This is a genomic window from Ruminococcus flavefaciens (genome assembly GCF_900119075.1).
Classification (GTDB): domain Bacteria; phylum Bacillota; class Clostridia; order Oscillospirales; family Ruminococcaceae; genus Ruminococcus; species Ruminococcus flavefaciens_Q.
In genome coordinates this window covers 160,872-180,945 of record NZ_FPIP01000002.1, presented here as the reverse complement: position 1 = coordinate 180,945, position 20,074 = coordinate 160,872, and the positions used below count along the sequence as shown (strand labels likewise).

The window sequence follows — 20,074 nt, the reverse complement described above, 5'->3', positions numbered from 1 at the left end:
TATAAAAGGGCAGTAATTTACCAATAAAAACTCAGGCGCCCGCAGGCGCCTTTTTCAATCTGTATTGTTTTGTATGTCATATCCCAATTATTTTGCTAATAAATATATATATTATTATTTTGAAATACGAGTTCATCATAAATTTCTATCAAAAGTGAGAAAGGAGACAAATATGAGAAAAACAAAATCTGCTCCTAAAGGAAAAATAACAAGTAAATTTGAGGTATGGCCCTACGATCCGGATGAATGCATTTGGCATAATGACCCTAAATGCGTCGGCAGCGTCACAGTAGACATCAAAGCACGCACCATTACTTTCAAACACATATCTGGAAAGGCACCTATCCTCTACATTGTTCTGCTGGTCATGGAGGCTAACAAGCATTGGCGTCGGTTTGTTGAAAAAGACATAGAAGACGCATACTTCAGCAGCTATTCGTTGCTTACGAGGGCAAACGATGTTGCCTCAACTGAAATATTCCTTGCCCACAATTGTGAGAATGATCTGCCGGTTATAGAAAAACGTTTAGTCCATGTAGAGGGAATCGACAAGGAGGTTAGAGAGTGCGTTTTCAACTCTATGGAATACTATTTACTTGTGGGCGAAGTTGACTTTTGCCTATACAGTTGGAAGGATCGGCTGCAGGAGCTTCGATCCGACTATGACTTTAAGTATATACGGTAATTCAGCTTGGACTCATCGCTTACTCCTATGTTGATAAATAAAGCTAGAAACTTTATAATATTTTATGTTTTTGAATCCACCTATTTAGTAAAATGTATTACAAGTTGTCTTATACGAAGTATCCTGTAATTATTATATCTAAATATCATGATATATTTAATATAATAATAATTATTTGTAAGCATAACTGTGTAATACATTTAAATTAAAAAGGAGGTATTTTCATGAAAGAAAATCCAAACAAACAGAAGTACACAAGAGTGCCGCTTCCTATAAGAGTTCCACAGGAGCTCAAGGACGAGCTGGCAGAGGCTGCAAAGGCAAAGGGCATCAGCCGTACAGCCGAAGCAGAACAGCGCTTGAAAAACAAGCCTGTAATGTTGACGCCTGAGCTCCTGGTGAATCTCCAGGATAAGGCAAACGTCAGATACCAAGAGCTGATGAATGATCAGCCCGATGAAGCTGACAGAATACTTAAGGAGGTATATCAGTTATGGAAATCCTTGTCGTAACAACACACTCGGAAGGAGGAAAGGATTATCTTGATAATCTTTTCAAATATTTGGGAGACGACCGTATGATCCTTGGCAAGCCATACGGCGTATGCTCAAAAGATCCAGCGGCCATCGCTGATATGTTCTGGCTTGTTGCCAAGTTCTTCGGAAACGCTGACAAGAACCTTGTCATTCATTACATCATCTCATTTTCAAGAGATACGGCTCCAGACGAGTGGACTGCTTTTCGTATAGTGAATGAAGTGCTTCAGCCGCTTATCGAGGAGCATATGGCTTTCCTCGTCGTCCACAGAGAAACGCGCGGCGACTCCGATTATCACGTTCATATCGCGGTGAGCACAACGAATTTCAAGGACGGCACTTTGCTTCGTCCCGACAATAAGCTGAATTTCCTGATAGCTCAGCGTATTGCAGATGTCACTGGTGAGAAGTGCGCTTTCGATCCGGATTACAACTTCAACGAGGATGAGAACAAGAATGAGGAGAAAAGATTTTACAGGGAGTTTTCGCCTCAACACGAATTCTAACAAGCACACTGCTAAGCAGTGATTATTAACAAAAAGGACTTGAATTACGTTCAAACTTATGGTATCATATACCTAAAGATTGAACGATTCAGGTCCTTTTTCTGTATGAAAGGACAAAATAAAATGAAAAATACACTGACCAATAAACTACTCATAACGCCTACGGAAGCCTGCCAGCTCCTGGGCGTAGGCAGAACAACGATGTACAGTTGGATAAAAAATAAAACCATTCCTGTTGTACGCTTTCCCCATTGCAGAAACGTCTACATATCGGTTGAAGCTCTGCGCGAGATGATACGTGAGAACACTATAATTTCTGACAATGGAGGCGGTTGTAATGAGTAAGGGTGGAAACGGCACAGGCACCGTATACAAGCCGAAATATCCCTCCAAGAACCTGCCATTCCGAGCCGAGGTATGGATCACAGACTTATCTCGTCCAAGCGGAAAGCGCAGGATAAGCAAGAACTTCAAAAAGAAGTCGCAGGCAGAGGATTGGCGTGATGAAACGGTGAGAAAATATGGAAACCACAACAATTCAGGAATCTGCGACAACGATATAACGCTTGCAGAGTGGCTTATTTACTGGCTTAAAACTTTCTGTCTGAATATCAAGGAAAGTACACGCACAGGCTATGCATGCTATATAAATCAGCACATTGCTCAGAATAAAATCGGCAGAATAAGGCTAAAGAACCTTAACGTGTGCAATCTCCAAGCTTTCATTGGATATCTTCTGACCGACGGGAACATTCGTGACGGTGGCGGCATGAGTCCAAAGACGGTTCGTTCACTGATACTTATGGTTCGGAAAAGCCTGAGAACTGCTATTGGTGCGGGCATCATAGACAAGAATGCTGCTGATTATGTTGTTCTTCCCAAGCTTGAACAGAAGCCGGTGGAGTATCTCAACGTCGATCAGATAAAGGCTCTCATCGAAACTAGCCGTGGTGAACGCTGGGAGATATTCTTCCCGCTTGCCTTCATGACAGGCTGCCGCATAGGTGAGCTTGCAGCTCTCCGCAGAAGCTCTCTCAGAACAGAAAACGGCATTACATACCTTGCAATTGAGGGATCGTTGAACAGAATCACTAACCGCGATCTTAGCTCCGACAAGAAAACGGTTCTGCGTGTAGGACCGACAAAGAACTCGAAGTCGCGACAAATACCTTTGTCAGACGAACTCGTAAAGCTCCTGCATGATCACTTCCGCCGTCAGGACATGGATGCTGTCAGAGCCTGCGGAGCATATGAAAGAGATCCATTTGTTTTCTCAAACGAGCTCGGTGGATTTGTCGATCCTCAGACGATACGAGTATGGTCGCAAGCAATTGCTCAAAAAGCAGGAATCGAAAGTTTCCATCCTCACCTGCTCCGCAAGAGCTTCGCAACTATCGGAGCAGCCAATATGGACCTGAAACAGTTGTCTGCCATACTGGGCCATAGTTCTTTAAATGTTAGCGCCTGCTATTATATCGGCAGCGATCTAGCGACTAAAAGTACTGCTCTTGCTGGCATGAATGCCGTCTGCAATGAACTTATCAACAATGCAGGATAATACAGTGAGGGGCTTTATGCCCCTCACAAATAAAAAAAACATTTTAAATATTTATTTTACCTTTTTATCAGGTACTAAAATATTTATAATTTCAATTTTTATTATAATAAATATTTTATTTTGTTCTTAAATATTATTTGGTATCTATATTTTATGTTATTTTATATTCTTAAAGGAGTGATTATATGAATAATCAGCAGCCGCCTGCTAATACAGGTTCGCCCGCTACCTCTGTCAATCCTGTCCTCGATGACATAATGTACGACCATATATTAGAGCTTCCTGTGTACAAATCCTCTATAAAAAGAGATTGGTTCACCGAAGGAAAAGACGGTTTATGGTATTATATGCGAACAGATATTCATGGAATCAGCAGACCTACGATTTTATTTCCAATGGACATACAAGAAGTCACTATTGTCGATTCCGACAAGTTCGGGCGCTTCAATTTTATGATAGTTAATTATTTTAGCGGTAGTTCTTCTCCTCTTTCAACAGTAATTCCATTTACGCAGTTTATGAAGAAGAAGCTTCAAGAATACTTTTTTCTTCCTGCTGGTTTCAGAATATCAAACACCAAAGATAATGTGGTAAATGAATTTCTTTTTTTCCTTATTTTGAATTGTGGGCAGCAACACACTATTTTCACATACCCATTTCAAGGTTGGAATATAAATATAACTGGATCAGTCGAATTCGAATGTCAAGACAGATATCCAGAGGTTTTCAAGCAGTATCTTCCGCCGAGCATATCACAAAGATCATTTTCTGTTCCTTTCGGATACCGTGAGCGTTTACTTCCCCAAATCAACAATATTCTTCCTGCCTCATGGGAGTTCAAACTTCTAGTCGCGCTGCGCATATCCAGCTTAACACTGCGTTTTTGCTATATGAATCAGCTTAGGCCTAATCAACTTTTCGTTCTCGAAACAACCAAAGGCGCAAACACCACTCTTATTTCTGCTTTACTAAAAACAAATAACAGTAGTGACATCGACATCCTGAATTTAAATATGGCTCATGATAAACTGCTAAAAAGAATCACCGATATTTCCGACGGAATTGCTCTGATTTACGATTTTGAATCAGACGAACAATATAAGAATCTTTCCTCATCGCTTTCAGAGCTTTCCAATCATTTAATCAAATCATCTTACGAACTTCCCACCTCAAAGCAGATAATTACTGTGTTATCCTCATTTTCTCAATACGGCATTGCTCCTGAAAGATACTATACACTCAATTATGACAAGCTTAGCCCTAATTATGATTATAGCCAAGTGGTCTCACTAATTAAGGAACTCGACGCCTCTATCATTTCTTTTTTTAACTTAAAAAATATTGATGATGCGCTAAAAAGCTACAAAGATTTTCTGATTATTCAAAAAAACAAACCTCATGACCCTATCCCAAGTGAAGTACAGGATACCTTCTACATGGTAAATACAGCCATGGAGTTATTCAATTATATTCTTTTCAAAGAATCTGGAACCGATCTTTCTCAGCCATATGTTACTTTTTTCACAGAAGAAGATAAGAACAACATAAACAGTTTTCTTACAAAAATAGACAGAAGCGGACAGTATACCGTAAAGAGAATAATTGACAGCTTTACCGATCAGCTTAACAATGCTCTTACAAATCATTTCAAATGCATGCCGCTTTCAGGATTTATAAAATATGATATAACAGATGAAATCGTCCTTACTGATTCTGACTATGTCTATATTGCGCCTACCGCTTTAGATACATTTATAATTCCAAACATGGATATCGCTATCAAACACCGCCCCCTTGTAAAAACACTCCATAGGACGGGAATACTGTCAGGTGGATATCATTACTGCTGCAGGATTCAGTATTTAGACGCCTCTTCACAGCCACGCCAGCTGTATCGCTATAAGATTTCCAGAGACATTCTTTCTAAAAATAGCCAGATCGCAATAAACAAAGCTGAAGGTGATGAATTCTTCCACCAGCTGTCTTCAGTAAAATCAAATAACTTCATTCCATTTGTAAAAAATGAAACAGCAGATGCATGGGCAGGCCGAATAATCGAAACAGGCGCCAAAGCCAATAACCATATGCTTATAACAGGAGAATCAGCCTCTGGAAAATCTTATTTTATGATAAGAACAGCAGCCTATCTTGCTGAAGCAGGTGAGCGAGTCGTCATACTGGATTCCAGCGGTTCAAACACACTCTCTGAACTTGAGGGAGCATTGTCCGAAGAGTTTGTAAAGAACAATATTGAGATATTCAATCTAGAAAAACAAGGGTTTCCGATAGATCCGCTCTCTATTGCAGAATTAAGCAGAAAAGACAGCAAAGCCAACCATATATTCAGTATACTGCGCTCAGCTGTTTATGACGCCACAGATGCGCAAAATGCAAAGCTAAAAACACTTATCTTTGAAAACATCGTTTCTCTTGAAAAAAACGGAAAGGTTTCCCCAGAAGATATCCTTAATCTCCTAAAAAACGATGGTTCAACAATTACTGCCCTTCGAGATAAACTACTCCCATTGCTTGTATCTCTCAGCGGACATATAAATTATGAGAAGACATGGGGTGATTACCTTAATACGCCCCAAAAAATACTTGTTTTTTCAGTAGATACAGTCATTGAAAAACAAGGCAAAAAGCTGTTTGATATATTATTAGCCTCCCTGTATCTCTATCATACCAAACACAAATATTCAAGCCTCTGGCTGTGCATTGATGAAATATTTGATCAGAACCTCAAAGAAGATGGCATAATCAACATGATCTTTACTCAGGGAAGAAAAAGCAAGATAAATATTATTGGTGCAACACAGGGATTTGAGTTATCTCACTCGGATGAATGGTCTACACTCAATAACGCCAAAACAAAGGTCTTCTTCAAGCCACTTTCCACTTCTATCCCAGATGTTATGAAAGAACTCAATATGAATGAGTCAAAACGTCATATTTTTGCTCAGATGCAGCAGCAGGAGTGTATCATAAGCTCCGAGCTGTACAGCAAGAAAACCAAATCTAATCAACCTGCTATTGTACATGGTAAAGTGCCTGAGAAATATACGCCTTTCAAGGAAATACTTCCGCCTCCGCTCAATTACGGAGCAGGTCCGGCAGCTCCTGCTGAAGAAAAGAAAAAAGATTCAATTGATTCTGTACAGCCGGCTACGAATCCCACTTCTCCCATCTCTGAAAACGACATTAAATTTGGACAAAATACGAGGATTGGAAATATACCGGTTTCCCAGACATATAAGCCATTGTACGAACAAGGAAAAAATAACCGTACATCATTTACAGTACCAAGTTGGAATCCTTCCCTCGCTAAGCAGCCATATAAAAAACTGATGTATTTTAAGCAAAACAAAACACACAACACCAATTCTTGGATCAAGCCCTATACAAAAGATGATAACAATAAGAAATAAGCCTGCTTAGTTTTCCACACTGTACGCATGACAAAAGGCAGCCATATCTGGCTGCCTTAGAGTCTTATATTCAGCTATTCTCAGGATATCAAATATTATAGTTCCTCCCGAACCATCATCAATGCATATCCAAGCAGATTCTGTCCATTCCATTTAGTCCTGTCAAATCTGTCAGGATGATTCAGCTTGAATACAGACCTAATAAGCCTGTAATCTCCCTTTCGATGTCTATGGCTTCCTGCTCGCTTTTAGTATTCTTTGGAATAACGACCATGATCTTTTCTGTGTCCCATTCAAGGTTATTATCTCTCAGGAACGCCTTAGCTTTGCCCTTGAACTTCTCGCTCTTGGTAAAACAAATATCTGTACGATAGTACTCCGTTACCTTAGTCTTTCCTGCTACAAGAGCATAGGAATTATCGCCTTCTTTATAGAATTTGATGTATGCAAAATATGTGAGCCCACTGTCTATCAAAGCATTTGTGAACTCCCTACGCTTGCTCCAGCGCTTAGCACCCATTTCAAACTGTGTATCGAACATTTGTGCTTTATAACCGCAGTGTTCAAGAATAAACTTAACATCTTCCACTGACAGCCTGCGTTCTTTTCTTGTATTTGTTATCAGATAATAAAAATGATTTTTCATATCATCAATGCTGCTCCTGCTTGTATATTTTTCGTCATATTGTCTTAGTCATAAAGTTGTGCAAGCTTCAAAGGCGTATCGGCTGTCATTTTCTTTATTTCGTCCTCCACATCAAGGTGCATGAGATAGACGTGAACGCCGCTTTCCGCAAGGCTTATATACTCCGCAAGCATATCTTTCAGATACATATGAACTGCACTTTTATAATACGCCGCCTCTGTATACAGGAACGAGTCCCTTTTCAGCAGCGACTTGAATGGCTCAAGGGTAGCCGTATCACCTGTGTAGACTACATTATTCCCGCGGATATTCAGATGATATCCGAAGCACCTGCCCTCCAGCGGCTTAACGTGAGCAGTAGGCACTGCTGCAATGAACCACTTCTTATTGAGCTCATCAGCAGTAATAATATCGAACCACTCCTGCTCGCAGCCCTCTATCCTCATAAGGAGCAGGAGCAGGTCCTCCTTAACTTCTTCCGAAGGTGCAACAATAGTGACTTTCTTTTTCATATAGCTGGCAAACCAGACGTATTGCAGCATAGTACCCACTCCCCCGCTATGGTCGCCGTGAGTATGAGTAATGAGGATATAGATATTATCGTACTGCTCCCAGTTCATCTTCTTGACCTTCTGATAGGAAGTTGCAGGGCAGTCAATGAGAACAAGCTCGTTATCCTGTGCAAAGAATGCAGAATTATGCTCGTCTGCAAATGCCGAGCCTCTGCCTAAAAACAGGAGCAGGCTGTCGTTCTGTATCTCAGTGAGCAGCCCGGAAATATGCTCCCCCACATTTTCAATAGTGCTGTGGCTGCCGTGAACTCTTACTACCAGCTCCGACAGCTTTTTGCAGTTTGAGAAGTTATCGGGAAGAATGGTATCAGCGTCACTGCAAAGTGTATAAGCCCGCTCGTTACTATCATGGGCAGACATAGCACGGTACTGCTCCAGAAACTCCGCAGGAATGCCCGAAGTCGATATAAGCTCCAGTTCATGTGGATAATAGCATGGATTTGTAAGTATGCAGGGACGCTTGAACTTTCTGCTCAGCTTGTCCGCATACCAGCCGCCCAAACTCTGCCCCACAAAGATAAAATCATCGGTATCAGCTATATCCGAAAAACTTTTCATCAGTTCCTCGGGAGCAGTGTTTATATAATCTATCTTCGGCGAAATGATATCCTCCGAAGGAAACATCTCACAAAGCGCCTTGTAATTCTTGTTATCGGCTTCGCCCATGAAGCCGTGTAAATTCAGTATCTTCATATTATCATTCCCTTATTTCGGCTCTTTCCCGATAAGCCTTATTATCTCAGCTTCATCAGCGTCGGGATAAAGCTCTTTAACTCTGTTTATTATGCGCTCCCATGAATCATGCGGAGCTTCACTGTATGCGGAAGTGACCGCGTCATAGCCCCATACAGCCTCTGGCGGCAACAATACCGATACAGCCATACCGTACTCTGCACCTTTCTTGTTCCTGCGCCTATGAAAATCAGCAGTAACAAGATAAGTCTTCATCATCAGGTCTGTTGTGATACCCGGGAAGTTCTTCTCTCCGCCCTTTCCGAAGCCTGCAATCTGTTTCAGCTCCGTTGAAAGTATCTGCTTGTCGGTCCACACGATATCCCCGTCGCCGTCAGTATCGGTAAGAACGTCCATTATCAGCTTCTCACGGCGGTTGACCTTGCTGTCCTCCCATGCGGAGTCAAAGTCGTAGCCGTCACGCCTGTAATTGGCAAAATATGGCAGCCATTCAAGGCTGATGAAGCCTGCTTTCTTGTCAAAGAACTTCCCGTAGGCAACCTCATGACCTGCGGCAATTATCTCACGCCATTCCCATGGATCCTGCTCCCTGTCACCAGTCCACCAGTAATCAGAAGCAACGTGCTCCTCTACTGAAAAGCCCTTGACTCCATTGCCGAACAAAGGCAGAAATCCCACTTCATTTATCCAGTTCACAAGCTCTTTAGGACTGCGTATCCTGTATGGATCGTCCCACGCAAGCCCGTGCATTATCCATTCACCGTTTTCTACTGACATAATCTGCTCCTATGTTTTTTCTTAATTATAGCACACCGATACTCTATTTACAACACATTTGAAAAATGTTATAATATAATCAACAAAAACATCGGAGGAGCAAAATGAAAGCAGTTATCGCAATGGATTCATTCAAAGGCAGCATTTCCTCAATCGAAGCAGGAAATGCTGTATCAGAGGGAATACGCCGCGTTTTTCCCGACGCTGATACCATAATAAAACCTGTTGCCGACGGCGGCGAAGGAACTGTTGAAGCTCTCGTAAGCGGAATGAACGGACAATTATGCGAAGCTGAGGTCTCTAATCCCTTGGGCAAGCCTATCACCGCAAAATACGGCGTTCTCCCAGACAATACCGCAGTTATCGAAATGGCTGCCGCTTCGGGGCTTACTCTGATCCCACAATTTGTGGACGCTCCGATGCACACCACCACTTACGGTACAGGCGAGCTCATACTCGACGCCATAAAGCGCGGCTGCCGTAACTTCATAATCGGCATAGGCGGAAGCGCCACCAACGACGGCGGCATCGGTTGTTTGCAGGCTCTCGGTTTCGGTATGCTTGACGATAAAGGTCAGCAGGTAGGATACGGTGCAAAAGGACTTATGCAGCTCGTCCGCATAACCGACGACAATGTTATACCCGAACTAAAGGAATGTCGTTTTCATGTTGCCTGCGACGTTACCAATCCGCTATGCGGTGAAAACGGGTGCAGCGTCGTATTCGGTCCGCAGAAATTTGTCTGTGGGACATCAATAGTGATTATGGACATCGCTATGAAAAACTACGCAGAACTCACCAAAAACTATAACCCTGCGGCTTCTCCCGATACCGCAGGTGCAGGTGCGGCAGGCGGACTTGGCTTTGCGCTGATGTATTATCTCGGCGCTGAATTTGAATCAGGTATCGACCTGATGATACGCGAAACAAAGCTTGAAGCCGCAATAAAAGACGCAGATATAGTCGTCACAGGCGAGGGCTGTCTCGACAGTCAGACCGCTATGGGAAAAGCTCCCGTGGGAATCGCAAGGATAGCCAAGAAATACGGAAAGCCTGTTATTGCATTCAGCGGAGCAGTTAAAAGCGGAGCGGAGCTTTGCAACCAAAACGGTATAGACGCATACTTCCCTGTATTAAGGGCGGTATCGACACTTGAACAGGCTATGGACAGGACTAATGCTTACCGTAATCTTGCCGATACAGCAGAACAGGTATTCAGAACCATAAAACTATTTTCAAAGTGAGGTAACAGCTATGGAGTCATACAGAATAACAGCCGAAGAAGCAAAGAAACGTCTTATCATCGGCAATCAGAAATATATGGAGTCCCATGAACTAACAAGCGATGTTTCGCCTGATACACTCCTGAAGTTCAGCAACAGCGGTCAGAAACCCTATGCAATTATCATTGCCTGCTCGGATTCGAGGGTAGTTCCCGAGCTTATATTCTCGGCAGGCATAGGCGACCTCTTCGTTATCAGAGTTGCAGGCAATGTTATCGACTCACATCAGCTTGGCAGCATAGAATACGCCGCAGAGCACCTCGGTACGGGACTTATCGTGGTTCTCGGTCATGACCACTGCGGAGCAGTTGACGCCGCTATGAACCACGAGCCTGACGGCTATATCAAGTATATCACCGACGAGATAGTCAAGGCTATCGGTGATGAAAAGGACGAAGTAAAAGCCTGCTGTCTTAATGTAAAGCACAGCTGCGATATTATCGAGCACAGCCTGCAAATACAGAAGGACGAAGAGGAATACGGACTAAAGGTCCTCGGAGCTATATATCACCTTGAAAGCGGCGAAGTGGAGTTCCTGTGATACAGCAGCTCATTGAAAAAAACAAGTGATAATTATATAAAGAACAAGGTCACTGATATCCGCTTATATTCTGATGAAAATGAAAAACTGAAATTGATTTCAAAAAGGGGGAGCCATTATGGATACAGATATGAACCGTATATCCGATCTGGATATTTACCTGACACGAATGCAGCGCTCGATACTTGATAAAATGTTCTTCATTGACAAGGTTTTCGAGCCCTTTAAATATATCCTTGATTTCGGCTGTGCCAACGGAGAGCTTATCAAGGCTATGAAACCGATGTTTCCCGATTATGAGTATTCAGGCTACGATATCAGCCGCGAGATGATAGAAGCCGCACGACAGAACGTCCCTGACGCGAAGTTCTATGACAACTGGGACAAGATAGATATCCCGTTTGATGAAAGCCTTATCAATATCTCAAGCACTATTCACGAGGTCTATTCCTACGGCACAGAAAAGGATATAGACCTGTTCTGGGACAGAGTTTTCGGCAGCGGTTTCAGGTATGTGACCATACGCGACATGATGTTCTCCCAGGCTGAAAATATTCCTGTAAGAAAAGAACAGCTTGAAGCTATAAGGAACAGTACATATGCAGAATGGCTGGAGAGCTTTGAAAGTGTCTGGGGAAAAATCAAGGAGCAGCGCCAGCTCGTTCATTTTCTGCTGAAGTACAAGTATACCCAGAACTGGGACAGAGAGGTCCACGAGAACTACTTCCCTGTTTTCACAGAGGAGCTTATGAAAAGGATACCCGATTCATACAGGCTTGTATACAAGGACGTGTTCACACTTCCCTATACCTCATGGCAGATACGAAAAGATTTCGGTTTTGAGCTCACCGAGCATACTCACATAAAGCTCATACTTGAACGGATAAAATGATTTTTTCAGGGAGAATGGATATGAATTTTTTATGCAAATGCTGCAAGTCACGCGTGACTGAGGACAAACGTCCGGAATATATAGAGTCCGCAGGAATCAATAAAAGAGGATATCACATGGAATGGGCTGTTTTCGACAAAGAAGGATTTGAACGATTTACTACGTATCTCAGTTCTATAGTCCCAGACCATATACCAAAGCTCTACAGAAAATGAATGGCAGTCCGTAATGGACTGCCTTACTTCTTATATTCGGTAATTCTTCAATTATATAACCACGAACGCCCTTAGTTACATTCTCAACTTATTGAATTTCTCAGAATTACTGTTTCAGATATTCACGCTTCATAATACAAAGGTCAAAAATATCAAGGACATCATCATTACAGAAATCCCCCGCCTTCCAGTCTGCAAGTTCAGTATCAGGAGCGGCAATAAGCCATTTCTGAAGCAGGACGATGTCAGCGATACTGAACTCTCCGTCGCAGTTTATGTCACCTGCTTTTCTGACAGATGCTGCATCTATCTCTTCAAAGGCAAATCCGTGCTTTTCTGCATAAGTCTGAGCTGTTGAATCGCTGAAACCGTATATACAACCATTGAACCTTACATTACTGATGACTCCACTATCTTTCGGATCAGCATTATCCGGTGTTTCACATATGATACAATCAGGATTCAGAATTGTTATTTTTTCAAGACCATAGTTCGAATAATCAAAAAATCCAACTTTTGTGATTCCTTTGTCTATTATTACTTCTCTTATTCTGCACTGACTGTATATCCTCGGTTCATATTCTCTCCAGGGCCAGTCTATTATTTCTCCGCTTCCGCCGAATTTCAGTATTCCCTCATCATCCAGTTCCCATCTCAGGCCATCACCGAATTCACCGGAATCAAAGTACGCTGCTTTTGCAATAAGTGAATGTTGGATGCATACCTCACTGTTTAAAGCGATTCCGCTACCGAGAATACACACCGCTGATAATGATGCAGTTATTTTTCTTATATCCATAATACTTCCCCCTGTAATATATTATTCCTGTATAAGTTTATAAGCCGAAAGTTTTTTCATCCTGCCCGACATAATAAAGCTGAATGCAAATACAAGCAGCATTACCGAGATCGCTGTTATCGGTATCAGAAACGGCTGAAGCAGAAGATTTGCATTTCTTATACCGTATCCGCCAAGTATGAGCGTAAATAGCGGATTAAGCAGTATGTATCCCGCTACAGAGCCTGTAATGGCAGCTATGATCGTTGTCGGCATAAGTGACAGCGAAAGCTGGTAACGAAGCTGGGTACTGGTAAAGCCGACCGCCTTTTTAATGCCGAATTCACGCTCTTTCCTGATGAACACTGCCTTCAGCAAAAGGCGTATCACCAACAGTACAGTCGCAACGCTAAGTATTATCATTATCAGGACAATAAAGCCCACTGCATATACCGGAACATTCTCCGAGCTTCGCTGCTCACGGTAATAATTCTTCGTCTCGGTGATAGCATCGTCATCAAGACTGTCTATCCTGCCGAGTACTTCTTCCACTCTCTTATCTGTCGCATCAGTTACCCTCACGCGAATACGATTGTATCTTGTATCGACTCCAAGTGCCTGAGCAGCTTTATCAGTCATATATAGTCTCGTATTCATTACTGACTGCTGCAAGCCGGTGATAAGGTAGCGCCTGCTGTTCTCACCATATCCAACTGTTATTTCATCGCCTACTCCTACGCCAAGACTCTCGGCGACCGAGCTTCCTATCACGACCTCGTTATCCTCACGCATTATCTCTCCCTCATAGACACCGCAATAAACGCAGTCAGGATCTGTAACATAAATGAGCGTAACGTCATCGTCTCCGACAGTCGCCTCCACAGAGAATAGTCCGTATGCCTCAGATACTCCGTCAACCTTGCTCAGAACGTCTATGACACGGCAAGCTGATTCATAAGAATCGTCTTTAAGGTATACATAAGCATCCGGAGCGTCACCCTGTATCATACGCTGAAAATTTGTGATATCGACCCTTGTATTGTAGAAGAGAAGTCCTGAGAACTGAGTGACAAATGCGACCGCCGTTATCATAAAAAAGATGACGATATTCTGCCCCATATTCTGCATAGAGCTCTTCAATGCGAGCAGGAAATTCAGCTTTCCCCTTGTCTCACTGAGCGGAAAATGATTCTTCTTGAAGCTATTTGACCTTAACCCGAAGCGTAGAGCAGTTACGGGTTGAAGCTTCTTAATCTTCATCGTAGAGAACATAGCAACTGCCGCTGTCATAAGCAGTACTCCTGCAAGCATCCCGAGCGATATGCCGGGGTAAAAGCGCTCCTTCCAGATTATACCACACAACTCCCTGATGAACATCTTTTCCATAGCGGGATAAATGGCATATGACAGGATCATGCCTGCCAATGAGCCGACTGCTCCAAGAATCACAAATTCGGCAGTCAGTGCCGCACGTATCTGACGCACAGTGTGTCCGACAGACCGCAGAGCTCCGATGTTGATTATATCGCGGCTGATGTTGTTGTTAATGGTGAACACTATCATTATGAAACATATTGCCATGATTATCACTGCAAAAGCTGCAATAAATCCCGCAAGAATATTCACGACAACGGTGTATCCGCTTCTTGAGAGTTCAATACCGTGACCATTCGCGTATGTGCTTCCGTCTCCGCGAAGCTGCAATAACGCAGCTTCCATTTCGTCCTCTATATCTGCACCGTCTTCCGCAAATGCAAATACCAAATGCATTTTACCACTGTCTGATTTTCCCGCAGCCTCCTGAAGCTCCCTGAAAGATGTCTCATCGAGAAGAGCAGATTCGTAGTAATACGAATTTCCCATTATGAGATGCTGGTATATGCCTGCGATATAATACTCGAACTTGCCGTAAGGTGTGTCGAGGCTCATTTTATCTCCAATACAGAGATCATTTGCCGCCGCAATGTAGGTGTTGATATATATTCTTTTTTCACCTATGTTGTCATTGCGCTTATCAAATACAAAGGTCTCATAGCCTACGTTATCACCGAGCCGCTGAACGAACCAACCACTTTGCGCTCTTTCCTTCGAGCATCTGCTCGTTGTGAATTTGAATACAGGTATATTTACCATATCCTCTGTAGCATAGCACTTCACACCGTTACACTCTGCAAGTGCTGTATCAATACTGCCGTTGTCCGCAGTCGTCCATATTATATAGTCAGCAGGGTGTTGCTCATCGGCATATTCGTCAAACAGACGTGGATACATAGACGCTAGCATTCCAGTATGCAGCAAGAATGTGGAGATAAAGATTATCATCAGGAACACCGCCATGATAGTCCTGTCCTTGCGGAAACCGGCTTTTATAAGCTTTACCATCCCATTCCCTCCAGAAACTTCCTTATCCTCTCATGACGTTCCTCATCGCCGCTGACATATTTACTGAGCTCACATTCCCCGACTATACCGCCATCCTGCAAATAGATTATGCGATTGCCGCGTCTTGCCGATTTGATATCATGTGTGACCATTACAACTGACTGTCCGGCATTATTGATATTTGTCAGAACATCAAGCACAGACTTTACACCGGCACTGTTAAGAGCACCGGTAGGCTCGTCCGCAAATACTATATCAGGATCGTTGATAAGCGCCCGTACAACTGCAGCTCTCTGTGCTTCACCACCGGATATCTGAGCCGGAAATTTCCTGGTAAGCTCTTCGCTTAACCCCATTTTTTCAAACAGCTCCATAGCTTTTTTCTTCAGTTCCTTCTGCTTCTGACCGATAAGCATACCAGTACTTATCACATTATCCATAACACTCATGCTATCAACAAGGTGAATCTGCTGAAATACGAAGCCGCAGTGCTTTCTGCGAAAAACAGCCAGTTTGTCATCATTCATATCAGTGATATGCTCACCGCAGTAATCCACACTGCCGAGAGAGGGCTTATCCATACCCGAAAGCATATAGAGCAGAGTTGATTTTCCTGCTCCCGATGAGCCCATTATAACAGTAAAATCACCTTCATATATCTCAAGATCGAGATTTTTTATAACGTGCTGCTGCTTTCCGCCAACTGAAAAGCTTTTTGAAAGCTTTTCGGTCTTGACAATAACTTTCTTGTTATTCATAGCAGTCCTCCAATAAATAAGATCATACAGTCCTTTTCTGTATGATCTTATTATATCATATTGCATTTTTTAAATCTTTGTCGATTCTTTAATTATTCTTTAAATGAGCCTGAAACTCAGTGAAACGGTAAAGCCTTCGCCGTTATTGCGGCAAGTCAGTTCTCCGCCCATCTGTCCTATCAGATAATGTGAAATATATAGTCCGATCCCCGAACCTTCCTTTCCTGCAGCATTTGTTCCACGGCAGAACTTTTCCATTATGATATCAAGTTCTTCATCAGGAACTCCTCCGCCCTTGTCAGATACCTCAATAACGAAGAAGCCGTCATCGAAAAAGCTTGTAACTCTTATCTCAGTATCTGCATACTTGTATGAATTTGAGAATATATTGCCGAATACCTGTTCAAGTCTAAGCTTATCGGCATATACCATGCAGTCTTTTATATCCGCCTCTGTCACCCTTTTTAAAGCATCGCACTCTTTTATGATGTTTTCTATCTCACGCGAAGACATTTCCTGTGGATTAACTTCAAGCTGTTCAAGTTCTTCAAGAGTGGCGTGAAACATATTAAGCACAAGCTTGTCTATACGGTCAGCCTTGCTGTTTATCGATTTAAGTGTTTCTTTTGTCTCTTCATCCTGAGTGACAAGTTCAAGATAATCAACCATTGCCTTTATAGATGAAACAGGCGTCTTGATATCATGTGAAAGCTCAGCTATAAGCTCCTTGCGGCTTTTAACAGCAGCTTCCTCCCGCTTCCGTGAAGCTTTGAGTTCCTCACGCATTATATCAAAGCTCTCAGTGAATGCACCAAATATGTTTCCCCTATCCATTTCAAGAGGAGTTTCAAGATCTCCGCCCGCAACACGCACTGCAAAATTCTTCAGCTTTCTGAAAGGGTCAACTACACGTTTTCTGAGGATAATAAAGTATACCACAGATATCATTATCATCAGTGCAGCCATACTTCCTATCATTATTGCATTTCTTACATCGCTGCTGTGTTTCTGTTCAGCATATGGATTGTGAACTATCAGTTTCCCTGCTGTTTCACCGTTTACCCCGATATCTCGTATAATGTCATAATGCCCTGTGGCAGAAGAGACAGTCGTTGACATGTCCTCCTTAGTATAACAGAGAAGACGACCTTCATTGTCAATAACTGCATAATCAAAAGCTTCTCCGCTCTCAACAAAGTCGTTGTCCAATGAGGAGATCTCATCCCATTTCTCACCTGTATCGATAATAAGCCTATTTATCTCCGTTGTATACTGCGGCATGACCTGCTTTGAGCCGGAATGAAGTATGTAAGTACATATGAAACAACTAATCAGAGAGAACAAAACGACATATAATACAATAAACCGCCTTTTCAATTGTTATCCTCCAGCATGAAACCAACACCCCATATAGTTTTTATAACTGTCGGAGTGCCTGCATCATCTTCTATTTTTTCGCGCAGATGACGTATATGTACGTTCAGCGTAACATCGCTGACATATTCGGTTTCCCATACTTTCACGAAAAACTCATCCTTGGGAATAACACGGTTCTTGTTTTTCAGAAGATACATGAGGAGCTTGTATTCCTTCGCTTTGAGTGCTGTACTTTGACCGTCCCTAATTATTGCAGCCTTTTTCATATCAAAGAATGCATTGCCGAGAGGAATGATGCCGTCACTGTTATCCTTGTCATTTGTATTCTTTGTTTCTTCATACCTTTTAAGCACTGCCTTGACCTTTGCAAGCAACACCCCAAGAGAATAGGGCTTGCATATATAATCGTCACCGCCTATACTCAACGCGAGAAGCATATCGTCTTCTGCAGCCCTTGCACTTATGAAGAAGATGGGCACATCAATACCGGTACGTATCTCCCTGCAAAGTTCAAACCCCGAATCATCACCGAGGTTTATATCAAGAAGAATCAGCGAACAAGTATTATTTTTTAGGAAATTACGAGCATCCTGAGCAGTCAGAGCATACTGTGTTTCTATACCTGACATATTGAAGTATTTAGCCGTATATTCAGCCAACTCCTGCTCGTCGTCAATAACAAGGACGCTTGTATGCATTTTACCACCGCTTTCTCTCTGATTTGTCTCATTATAACATAAATCCGTGTTTATTTCAAGGCGGAAATCTATTGCTAAATTAACCGCTTTATATTACTATTTACCTATTTAACGGAACAAAGCTTGGAATGGCTATGAAGGGAACAAAACAGATAATCCCGTTTTACTGTTTATAGACAGAAATCAGGGTATACCTGAATACTGGATAAGACACGTTATTAATCAAAATCGAACATCAAACTGAAAAGGCAGCCATAGGCTGCCTCCGGTTTTATATTCAGTTATTATCAGAAGCCTTATCCTTTTTCTGCTTATCTGCAATCAGCACATAAACGCATGACATAAGTCCAAGAGTGAACCAGTCAGATGAAGTTATGCTGCAATATGCAGCTGTAGGGCTGACAAGCTCTGTTATATATGCTATTACAAATGCAATAAGGCACATAAAGTATACTGTCTTAAAAATTGTAAAAACGATCTTCTCTGACTTTTTCATGGTAAATACTTCCTTTCGGTGTTCATTTTCGGGTTGTTCCCGTTTCCATGATCTTATTATACACCGTAATATGATATCTGTCATTCGTTTATAATTACAGGACATTACAATTTTGAAATGTTTCTGCTTTCTGAAGTGTATCTCAACCCAAACTACTTATTGAAACATACGGTATCGGGCATGCAAATGACTTTTTATACAGATATTGCCATTATTGCTGAAATATGATAAAATAACAGTATTCGGATATTATTTGCCGGGATCTTATATGGCAGGACGTTGTGCCGTTTATTGAAGGGAGATAATTATGAAATTACTGATTATCAGACATGGTGATCCGGACTACACCATCGACTCACTTACCGAAAAAGGACATAGAGAAGCTGAACTGCTTTCAGAGCGTATAGCTCCCATGGACATTGCTGCATATTATGTTTCTCCTCTCGGCAGAGCTCAGGCTACCGCCGGATATACACTGAAAAAATGCGGACGCTCAGCAGAAACTCTGGACTGGCTCCGCGAATTTGACCGCAATCTCATTATCGGACCTGACGGTCAGCGCCGCATTGCATGGGATATGCTGCCTCAGAACTGGACAGCTGTTCCTGAATATTATGACAAGGACAAATGGGTTGATGTTCCTGTTATGGCAGAAGCAGATATGCAAAACGGAATTGCCTATGTACAAAACGGTCTTGATTCTCTTCTTGCCAGACACGGATATGAACGTAACGGCAATTACTATAGTGCCGTTCGTCCAAATGAAGATACTATCGCACTGTTCTGCCATTTCGGAGTTGAGTGCGTAATGCTTGGACATCTTCTCGGTATCTCCCCTATGCTGCTCTGGCACGGCTTCATGGCAGCTCCTACCTCGGTAACAACTGTATGCACAGAAGAACGCCGTGAGGGAATAGCATACTTCCGCGTTACTGCCTTCGGTGATATTTCTCACCTGAATAATTACGGCGAACCGCCTGCCTTTGCAGGACGCTTCTGCGAAACATTCAGCAACTCTGAACAACGTCATGATTGATATATGAACAACTGAAAGGAATGTTCATAAGAATACTAAACTCACAGACATAGCCGGATTTATAAAATGGCAGCCAATATGGCTGCCGTTAGCATTATAATTCCATAATAAAGATCTGACTATGATTTCAGATCCAAACGAAATCTTATTATTTTTTTGAAAAATTTCCGAAAAAAATGTCCACTTAGCGTTTTATAGAGCGATTGTAATAAACGAA

20 protein-coding genes are annotated in these 20,074 nt (G+C 42.3%); 11 read left to right on the top strand and 9 right to left on the bottom strand.

What is annotated here, in order from left to right; all coding sequences use genetic code 11:
• The first annotated feature begins 172 nt into the window (after window positions 1-172).
• From BT105_RS03670 to BT105_RS03645, 6 genes are all read left to right on the top strand, one after another.
• Window positions 173-685 carry a hypothetical protein gene (locus BT105_RS03670; protein ID WP_072299474.1) on the top strand — a complete coding sequence of 171 codons (513 nt, stop codon included), beginning with the start codon at window positions 173-175 and terminating at the stop codon, window positions 683-685.
• Window positions 686-909: 224 nt separating this feature from the next.
• On the top strand, window positions 910-1,197 hold the full coding sequence (locus BT105_RS03665) for a DEAD/DEAH box helicase family protein (RefSeq protein WP_072299473.1): 288 nt from the start codon (window positions 910-912) through the stop codon (window positions 1,195-1,197).
• Window positions 1,179-1,727: a relaxase/mobilization nuclease domain-containing protein gene (locus tag BT105_RS03660; RefSeq protein WP_072299472.1), complete on the top strand. Its 549-nt coding sequence runs from the start codon at window positions 1,179-1,181 to the stop codon at window positions 1,725-1,727. The genes BT105_RS03665 and BT105_RS03660 overlap by 19 nt, the downstream gene beginning before the upstream one ends.
• Before the next feature lie 123 nt (window positions 1,728-1,850).
• Entirely contained in the window at window positions 1,851-2,072 is a 222-nt protein-coding gene (locus tag BT105_RS03655; RefSeq protein ID WP_072299471.1) for a helix-turn-helix domain-containing protein, read from the top strand.
• Window positions 2,065-3,285 (top strand): tyrosine-type recombinase/integrase, encoded by a 1,221-nt coding sequence (locus tag BT105_RS03650; protein WP_072299470.1) that lies wholly within the window; start codon window positions 2,065-2,067, stop codon window positions 3,283-3,285. Before BT105_RS03655 ends, BT105_RS03650 begins: the two co-directional genes overlap by 8 nt.
• A 185-nt stretch (window positions 3,286-3,470) precedes the next feature.
• A complete protein-coding gene (locus BT105_RS03645; protein ID WP_072299469.1) occupies window positions 3,471-6,713 on the top strand; it encodes an ATP-binding protein in 3,243 nt (1,080 codons plus the stop codon).
• Window positions 6,714-6,894: 181 nt separating this feature from the next.
• On the opposite strand, the gene BT105_RS03640 is transcribed toward BT105_RS03645, so the two are convergent.
• Genes BT105_RS03640 through BT105_RS03630 form a run of 3 tightly spaced genes read right to left on the bottom strand, consistent with a single transcriptional unit; the run spans window position 6,895 to window position 9,401 of the window.
• Entirely contained in the window at window positions 6,895-7,359 is a 465-nt protein-coding gene (locus BT105_RS03640) for a hypothetical protein (protein ID WP_072299468.1), read from the bottom strand.
• Between the two features lie 44 nt (window positions 7,360-7,403).
• On the bottom strand, window positions 7,404-8,624 hold the full coding sequence (locus BT105_RS03635; protein WP_072299467.1) for a YqiA/YcfP family alpha/beta fold hydrolase: 1,221 nt from the start codon (window positions 8,622-8,624) through the stop codon (window positions 7,404-7,406).
• A 12-nt stretch (window positions 8,625-8,636) separates the two neighbouring features.
• Window positions 8,637-9,401: an AlkZ-related protein gene (locus tag BT105_RS03630; protein ID WP_072299466.1), complete on the bottom strand. Its 765-nt coding sequence runs from the start codon at window positions 9,399-9,401 to the stop codon at window positions 8,637-8,639.
• 104 nt (window positions 9,402-9,505) lie between these two features.
• Here BT105_RS03630 and BT105_RS03625 point away from each other — a divergent pair, with 104 nt between their 5' ends.
• The 4 genes from BT105_RS03625 to BT105_RS03610 all read left to right on the top strand — a co-directional run bounded on the left by BT105_RS03625 (window position 9,506) and on the right by BT105_RS03610 (window position 12,332).
• The gene (locus BT105_RS03625) at window positions 9,506-10,645 is read left to right on the top strand and encodes a glycerate kinase family protein (RefSeq protein WP_072299465.1); all 1,140 of its coding nucleotides are present in this window, start codon (window positions 9,506-9,508) and stop codon (window positions 10,643-10,645) included.
• Between the two features lie 10 nt (window positions 10,646-10,655).
• Complete coding sequence (locus BT105_RS03620) at window positions 10,656-11,225, top strand: carbonic anhydrase (RefSeq protein WP_072299464.1); 570 nt, start codon at window positions 10,656-10,658, stop codon at window positions 11,223-11,225.
• A 118-nt stretch (window positions 11,226-11,343) separates the two neighbouring features.
• Window positions 11,344-12,117 carry a class I SAM-dependent methyltransferase gene (locus BT105_RS03615; RefSeq protein WP_072299463.1) on the top strand — a complete coding sequence of 258 codons (774 nt, stop codon included), beginning with the start codon at window positions 11,344-11,346 and terminating at the stop codon, window positions 12,115-12,117.
• Between the two features lie 20 nt (window positions 12,118-12,137).
• Window positions 12,138-12,332 carry a hypothetical protein gene (locus BT105_RS03610; protein WP_072299462.1) on the top strand — a complete coding sequence of 65 codons (195 nt, stop codon included), beginning with the start codon at window positions 12,138-12,140 and terminating at the stop codon, window positions 12,330-12,332.
• Window positions 12,333-12,438: 106 nt separating this feature from the next.
• Here BT105_RS03610 and BT105_RS03605 read toward each other — a convergent pair whose 3' ends face one another.
• From BT105_RS03605 to BT105_RS03580, 6 genes are all read right to left on the bottom strand, one after another.
• Window positions 12,439-13,131 (bottom strand): dockerin type I repeat-containing protein, encoded by a 693-nt coding sequence (locus BT105_RS03605; protein WP_072299461.1) that lies wholly within the window; start codon window positions 13,129-13,131, stop codon window positions 12,439-12,441.
• Between the two features lie 21 nt (window positions 13,132-13,152).
• Window positions 13,153-15,492 (bottom strand): ABC transporter permease, encoded by a 2,340-nt coding sequence (locus BT105_RS03600; RefSeq protein ID WP_072299460.1) that lies wholly within the window; start codon window positions 15,490-15,492, stop codon window positions 13,153-13,155.
• The gene (locus BT105_RS03595) at window positions 15,486-16,250 is read right to left on the bottom strand and encodes an ABC transporter ATP-binding protein (protein WP_072299459.1); all 765 of its coding nucleotides are present in this window, start codon (window positions 16,248-16,250) and stop codon (window positions 15,486-15,488) included. Before BT105_RS03595 ends, BT105_RS03600 begins: the two co-directional genes overlap by 7 nt.
• A 99-nt stretch (window positions 16,251-16,349) precedes the next feature.
• Complete coding sequence (locus BT105_RS03590; protein WP_242940079.1) at window positions 16,350-17,531, bottom strand: HAMP domain-containing sensor histidine kinase; 1,182 nt, start codon at window positions 17,529-17,531, stop codon at window positions 16,350-16,352.
• Window positions 17,532-17,623: 92 nt separating this feature from the next.
• Window positions 17,624-18,325, bottom strand: coding sequence for a response regulator transcription factor (locus tag BT105_RS03585; protein ID WP_028515447.1), 702 nt, complete (start codon window positions 18,323-18,325; stop codon window positions 17,624-17,626).
• A 277-nt stretch (window positions 18,326-18,602) separates the two neighbouring features.
• Complete coding sequence (locus tag BT105_RS03580; protein WP_072299457.1) at window positions 18,603-18,821, bottom strand: hypothetical protein; 219 nt, start codon at window positions 18,819-18,821, stop codon at window positions 18,603-18,605.
• 307 nt (window positions 18,822-19,128) lie between these two features.
• On the opposite strand from BT105_RS03580, the gene BT105_RS03575 reads away from it, so the two are divergent.
• The gene (locus BT105_RS03575) at window positions 19,129-19,857 is read left to right on the top strand and encodes a histidine phosphatase family protein (RefSeq protein WP_072299456.1); all 729 of its coding nucleotides are present in this window, start codon (window positions 19,129-19,131) and stop codon (window positions 19,855-19,857) included.
• Window positions 19,858-20,074 lie beyond the last annotated feature (217 nt).

Excerpts from the sequence above, each read along its gene's own strand:
- BT105_RS03670 (WP_072299474.1), top strand. The coding sequence starts at position 173 with ATGAGAAAAACAAAATCTGCTCCTAAAGGAAAAATAACAAGTAAATTT.
- BT105_RS03665 (WP_072299473.1), top strand. The coding sequence starts at position 910 with ATGAAAGAAAATCCAAACAAACAGAAGTACACAAGAGTGCCGCTTCCT.
- BT105_RS03660 (WP_072299472.1), top strand. The coding sequence starts at position 1,179 with ATGGAAATCCTTGTCGTAACAACACACTCGGAAGGAGGAAAGGATTAT.
- BT105_RS03655 (WP_072299471.1), top strand. The coding sequence starts at position 1,851 with ATGAAAAATACACTGACCAATAAACTACTCATAACGCCTACGGAAGCC.
- BT105_RS03650 (WP_072299470.1), top strand. The coding sequence starts at position 2,065 with ATGAGTAAGGGTGGAAACGGCACAGGCACCGTATACAAGCCGAAATAT.
- BT105_RS03645 (WP_072299469.1), top strand. The coding sequence starts at position 3,471 with ATGAATAATCAGCAGCCGCCTGCTAATACAGGTTCGCCCGCTACCTCT.
- BT105_RS03640 (WP_072299468.1), bottom strand. The coding sequence starts at position 7,359 with ATGAAAAATCATTTTTATTATCTGATAACAAATACAAGAAAAGAACGC.
- BT105_RS03635 (WP_072299467.1), bottom strand. The coding sequence starts at position 8,624 with ATGAAGATACTGAATTTACACGGCTTCATGGGCGAAGCCGATAACAAG.
- BT105_RS03630 (WP_072299466.1), bottom strand. The coding sequence starts at position 9,401 with ATGTCAGTAGAAAACGGTGAATGGATAATGCACGGGCTTGCGTGGGAC.
- BT105_RS03625 (WP_072299465.1), top strand. The coding sequence starts at position 9,506 with ATGAAAGCAGTTATCGCAATGGATTCATTCAAAGGCAGCATTTCCTCA.
- BT105_RS03620 (WP_072299464.1), top strand. The coding sequence starts at position 10,656 with ATGGAGTCATACAGAATAACAGCCGAAGAAGCAAAGAAACGTCTTATC.
- BT105_RS03615 (WP_072299463.1), top strand. The coding sequence starts at position 11,344 with ATGGATACAGATATGAACCGTATATCCGATCTGGATATTTACCTGACA.
- BT105_RS03610 (WP_072299462.1), top strand. The coding sequence starts at position 12,138 with ATGAATTTTTTATGCAAATGCTGCAAGTCACGCGTGACTGAGGACAAA.
- BT105_RS03605 (WP_072299461.1), bottom strand. The coding sequence starts at position 13,131 with ATGGATATAAGAAAAATAACTGCATCATTATCAGCGGTGTGTATTCTC.
- BT105_RS03600 (WP_072299460.1), bottom strand. The coding sequence starts at position 15,492 with ATGGTAAAGCTTATAAAAGCCGGTTTCCGCAAGGACAGGACTATCATG.
- BT105_RS03595 (WP_072299459.1), bottom strand. The coding sequence starts at position 16,250 with ATGAATAACAAGAAAGTTATTGTCAAGACCGAAAAGCTTTCAAAAAGC.
- BT105_RS03590 (WP_242940079.1), bottom strand. The coding sequence starts at position 17,531 with ATGCCGCAGTATACAACGGAGATAAATAGGCTTATTATCGATACAGGT.
- BT105_RS03585 (WP_028515447.1), bottom strand. The coding sequence starts at position 18,325 with ATGCATACAAGCGTCCTTGTTATTGACGACGAGCAGGAGTTGGCTGAA.
- BT105_RS03580 (WP_072299457.1), bottom strand. The coding sequence starts at position 18,821 with ATGAAAAAGTCAGAGAAGATCGTTTTTACAATTTTTAAGACAGTATAC.
- BT105_RS03575 (WP_072299456.1), top strand. The coding sequence starts at position 19,129 with ATGAAATTACTGATTATCAGACATGGTGATCCGGACTACACCATCGAC.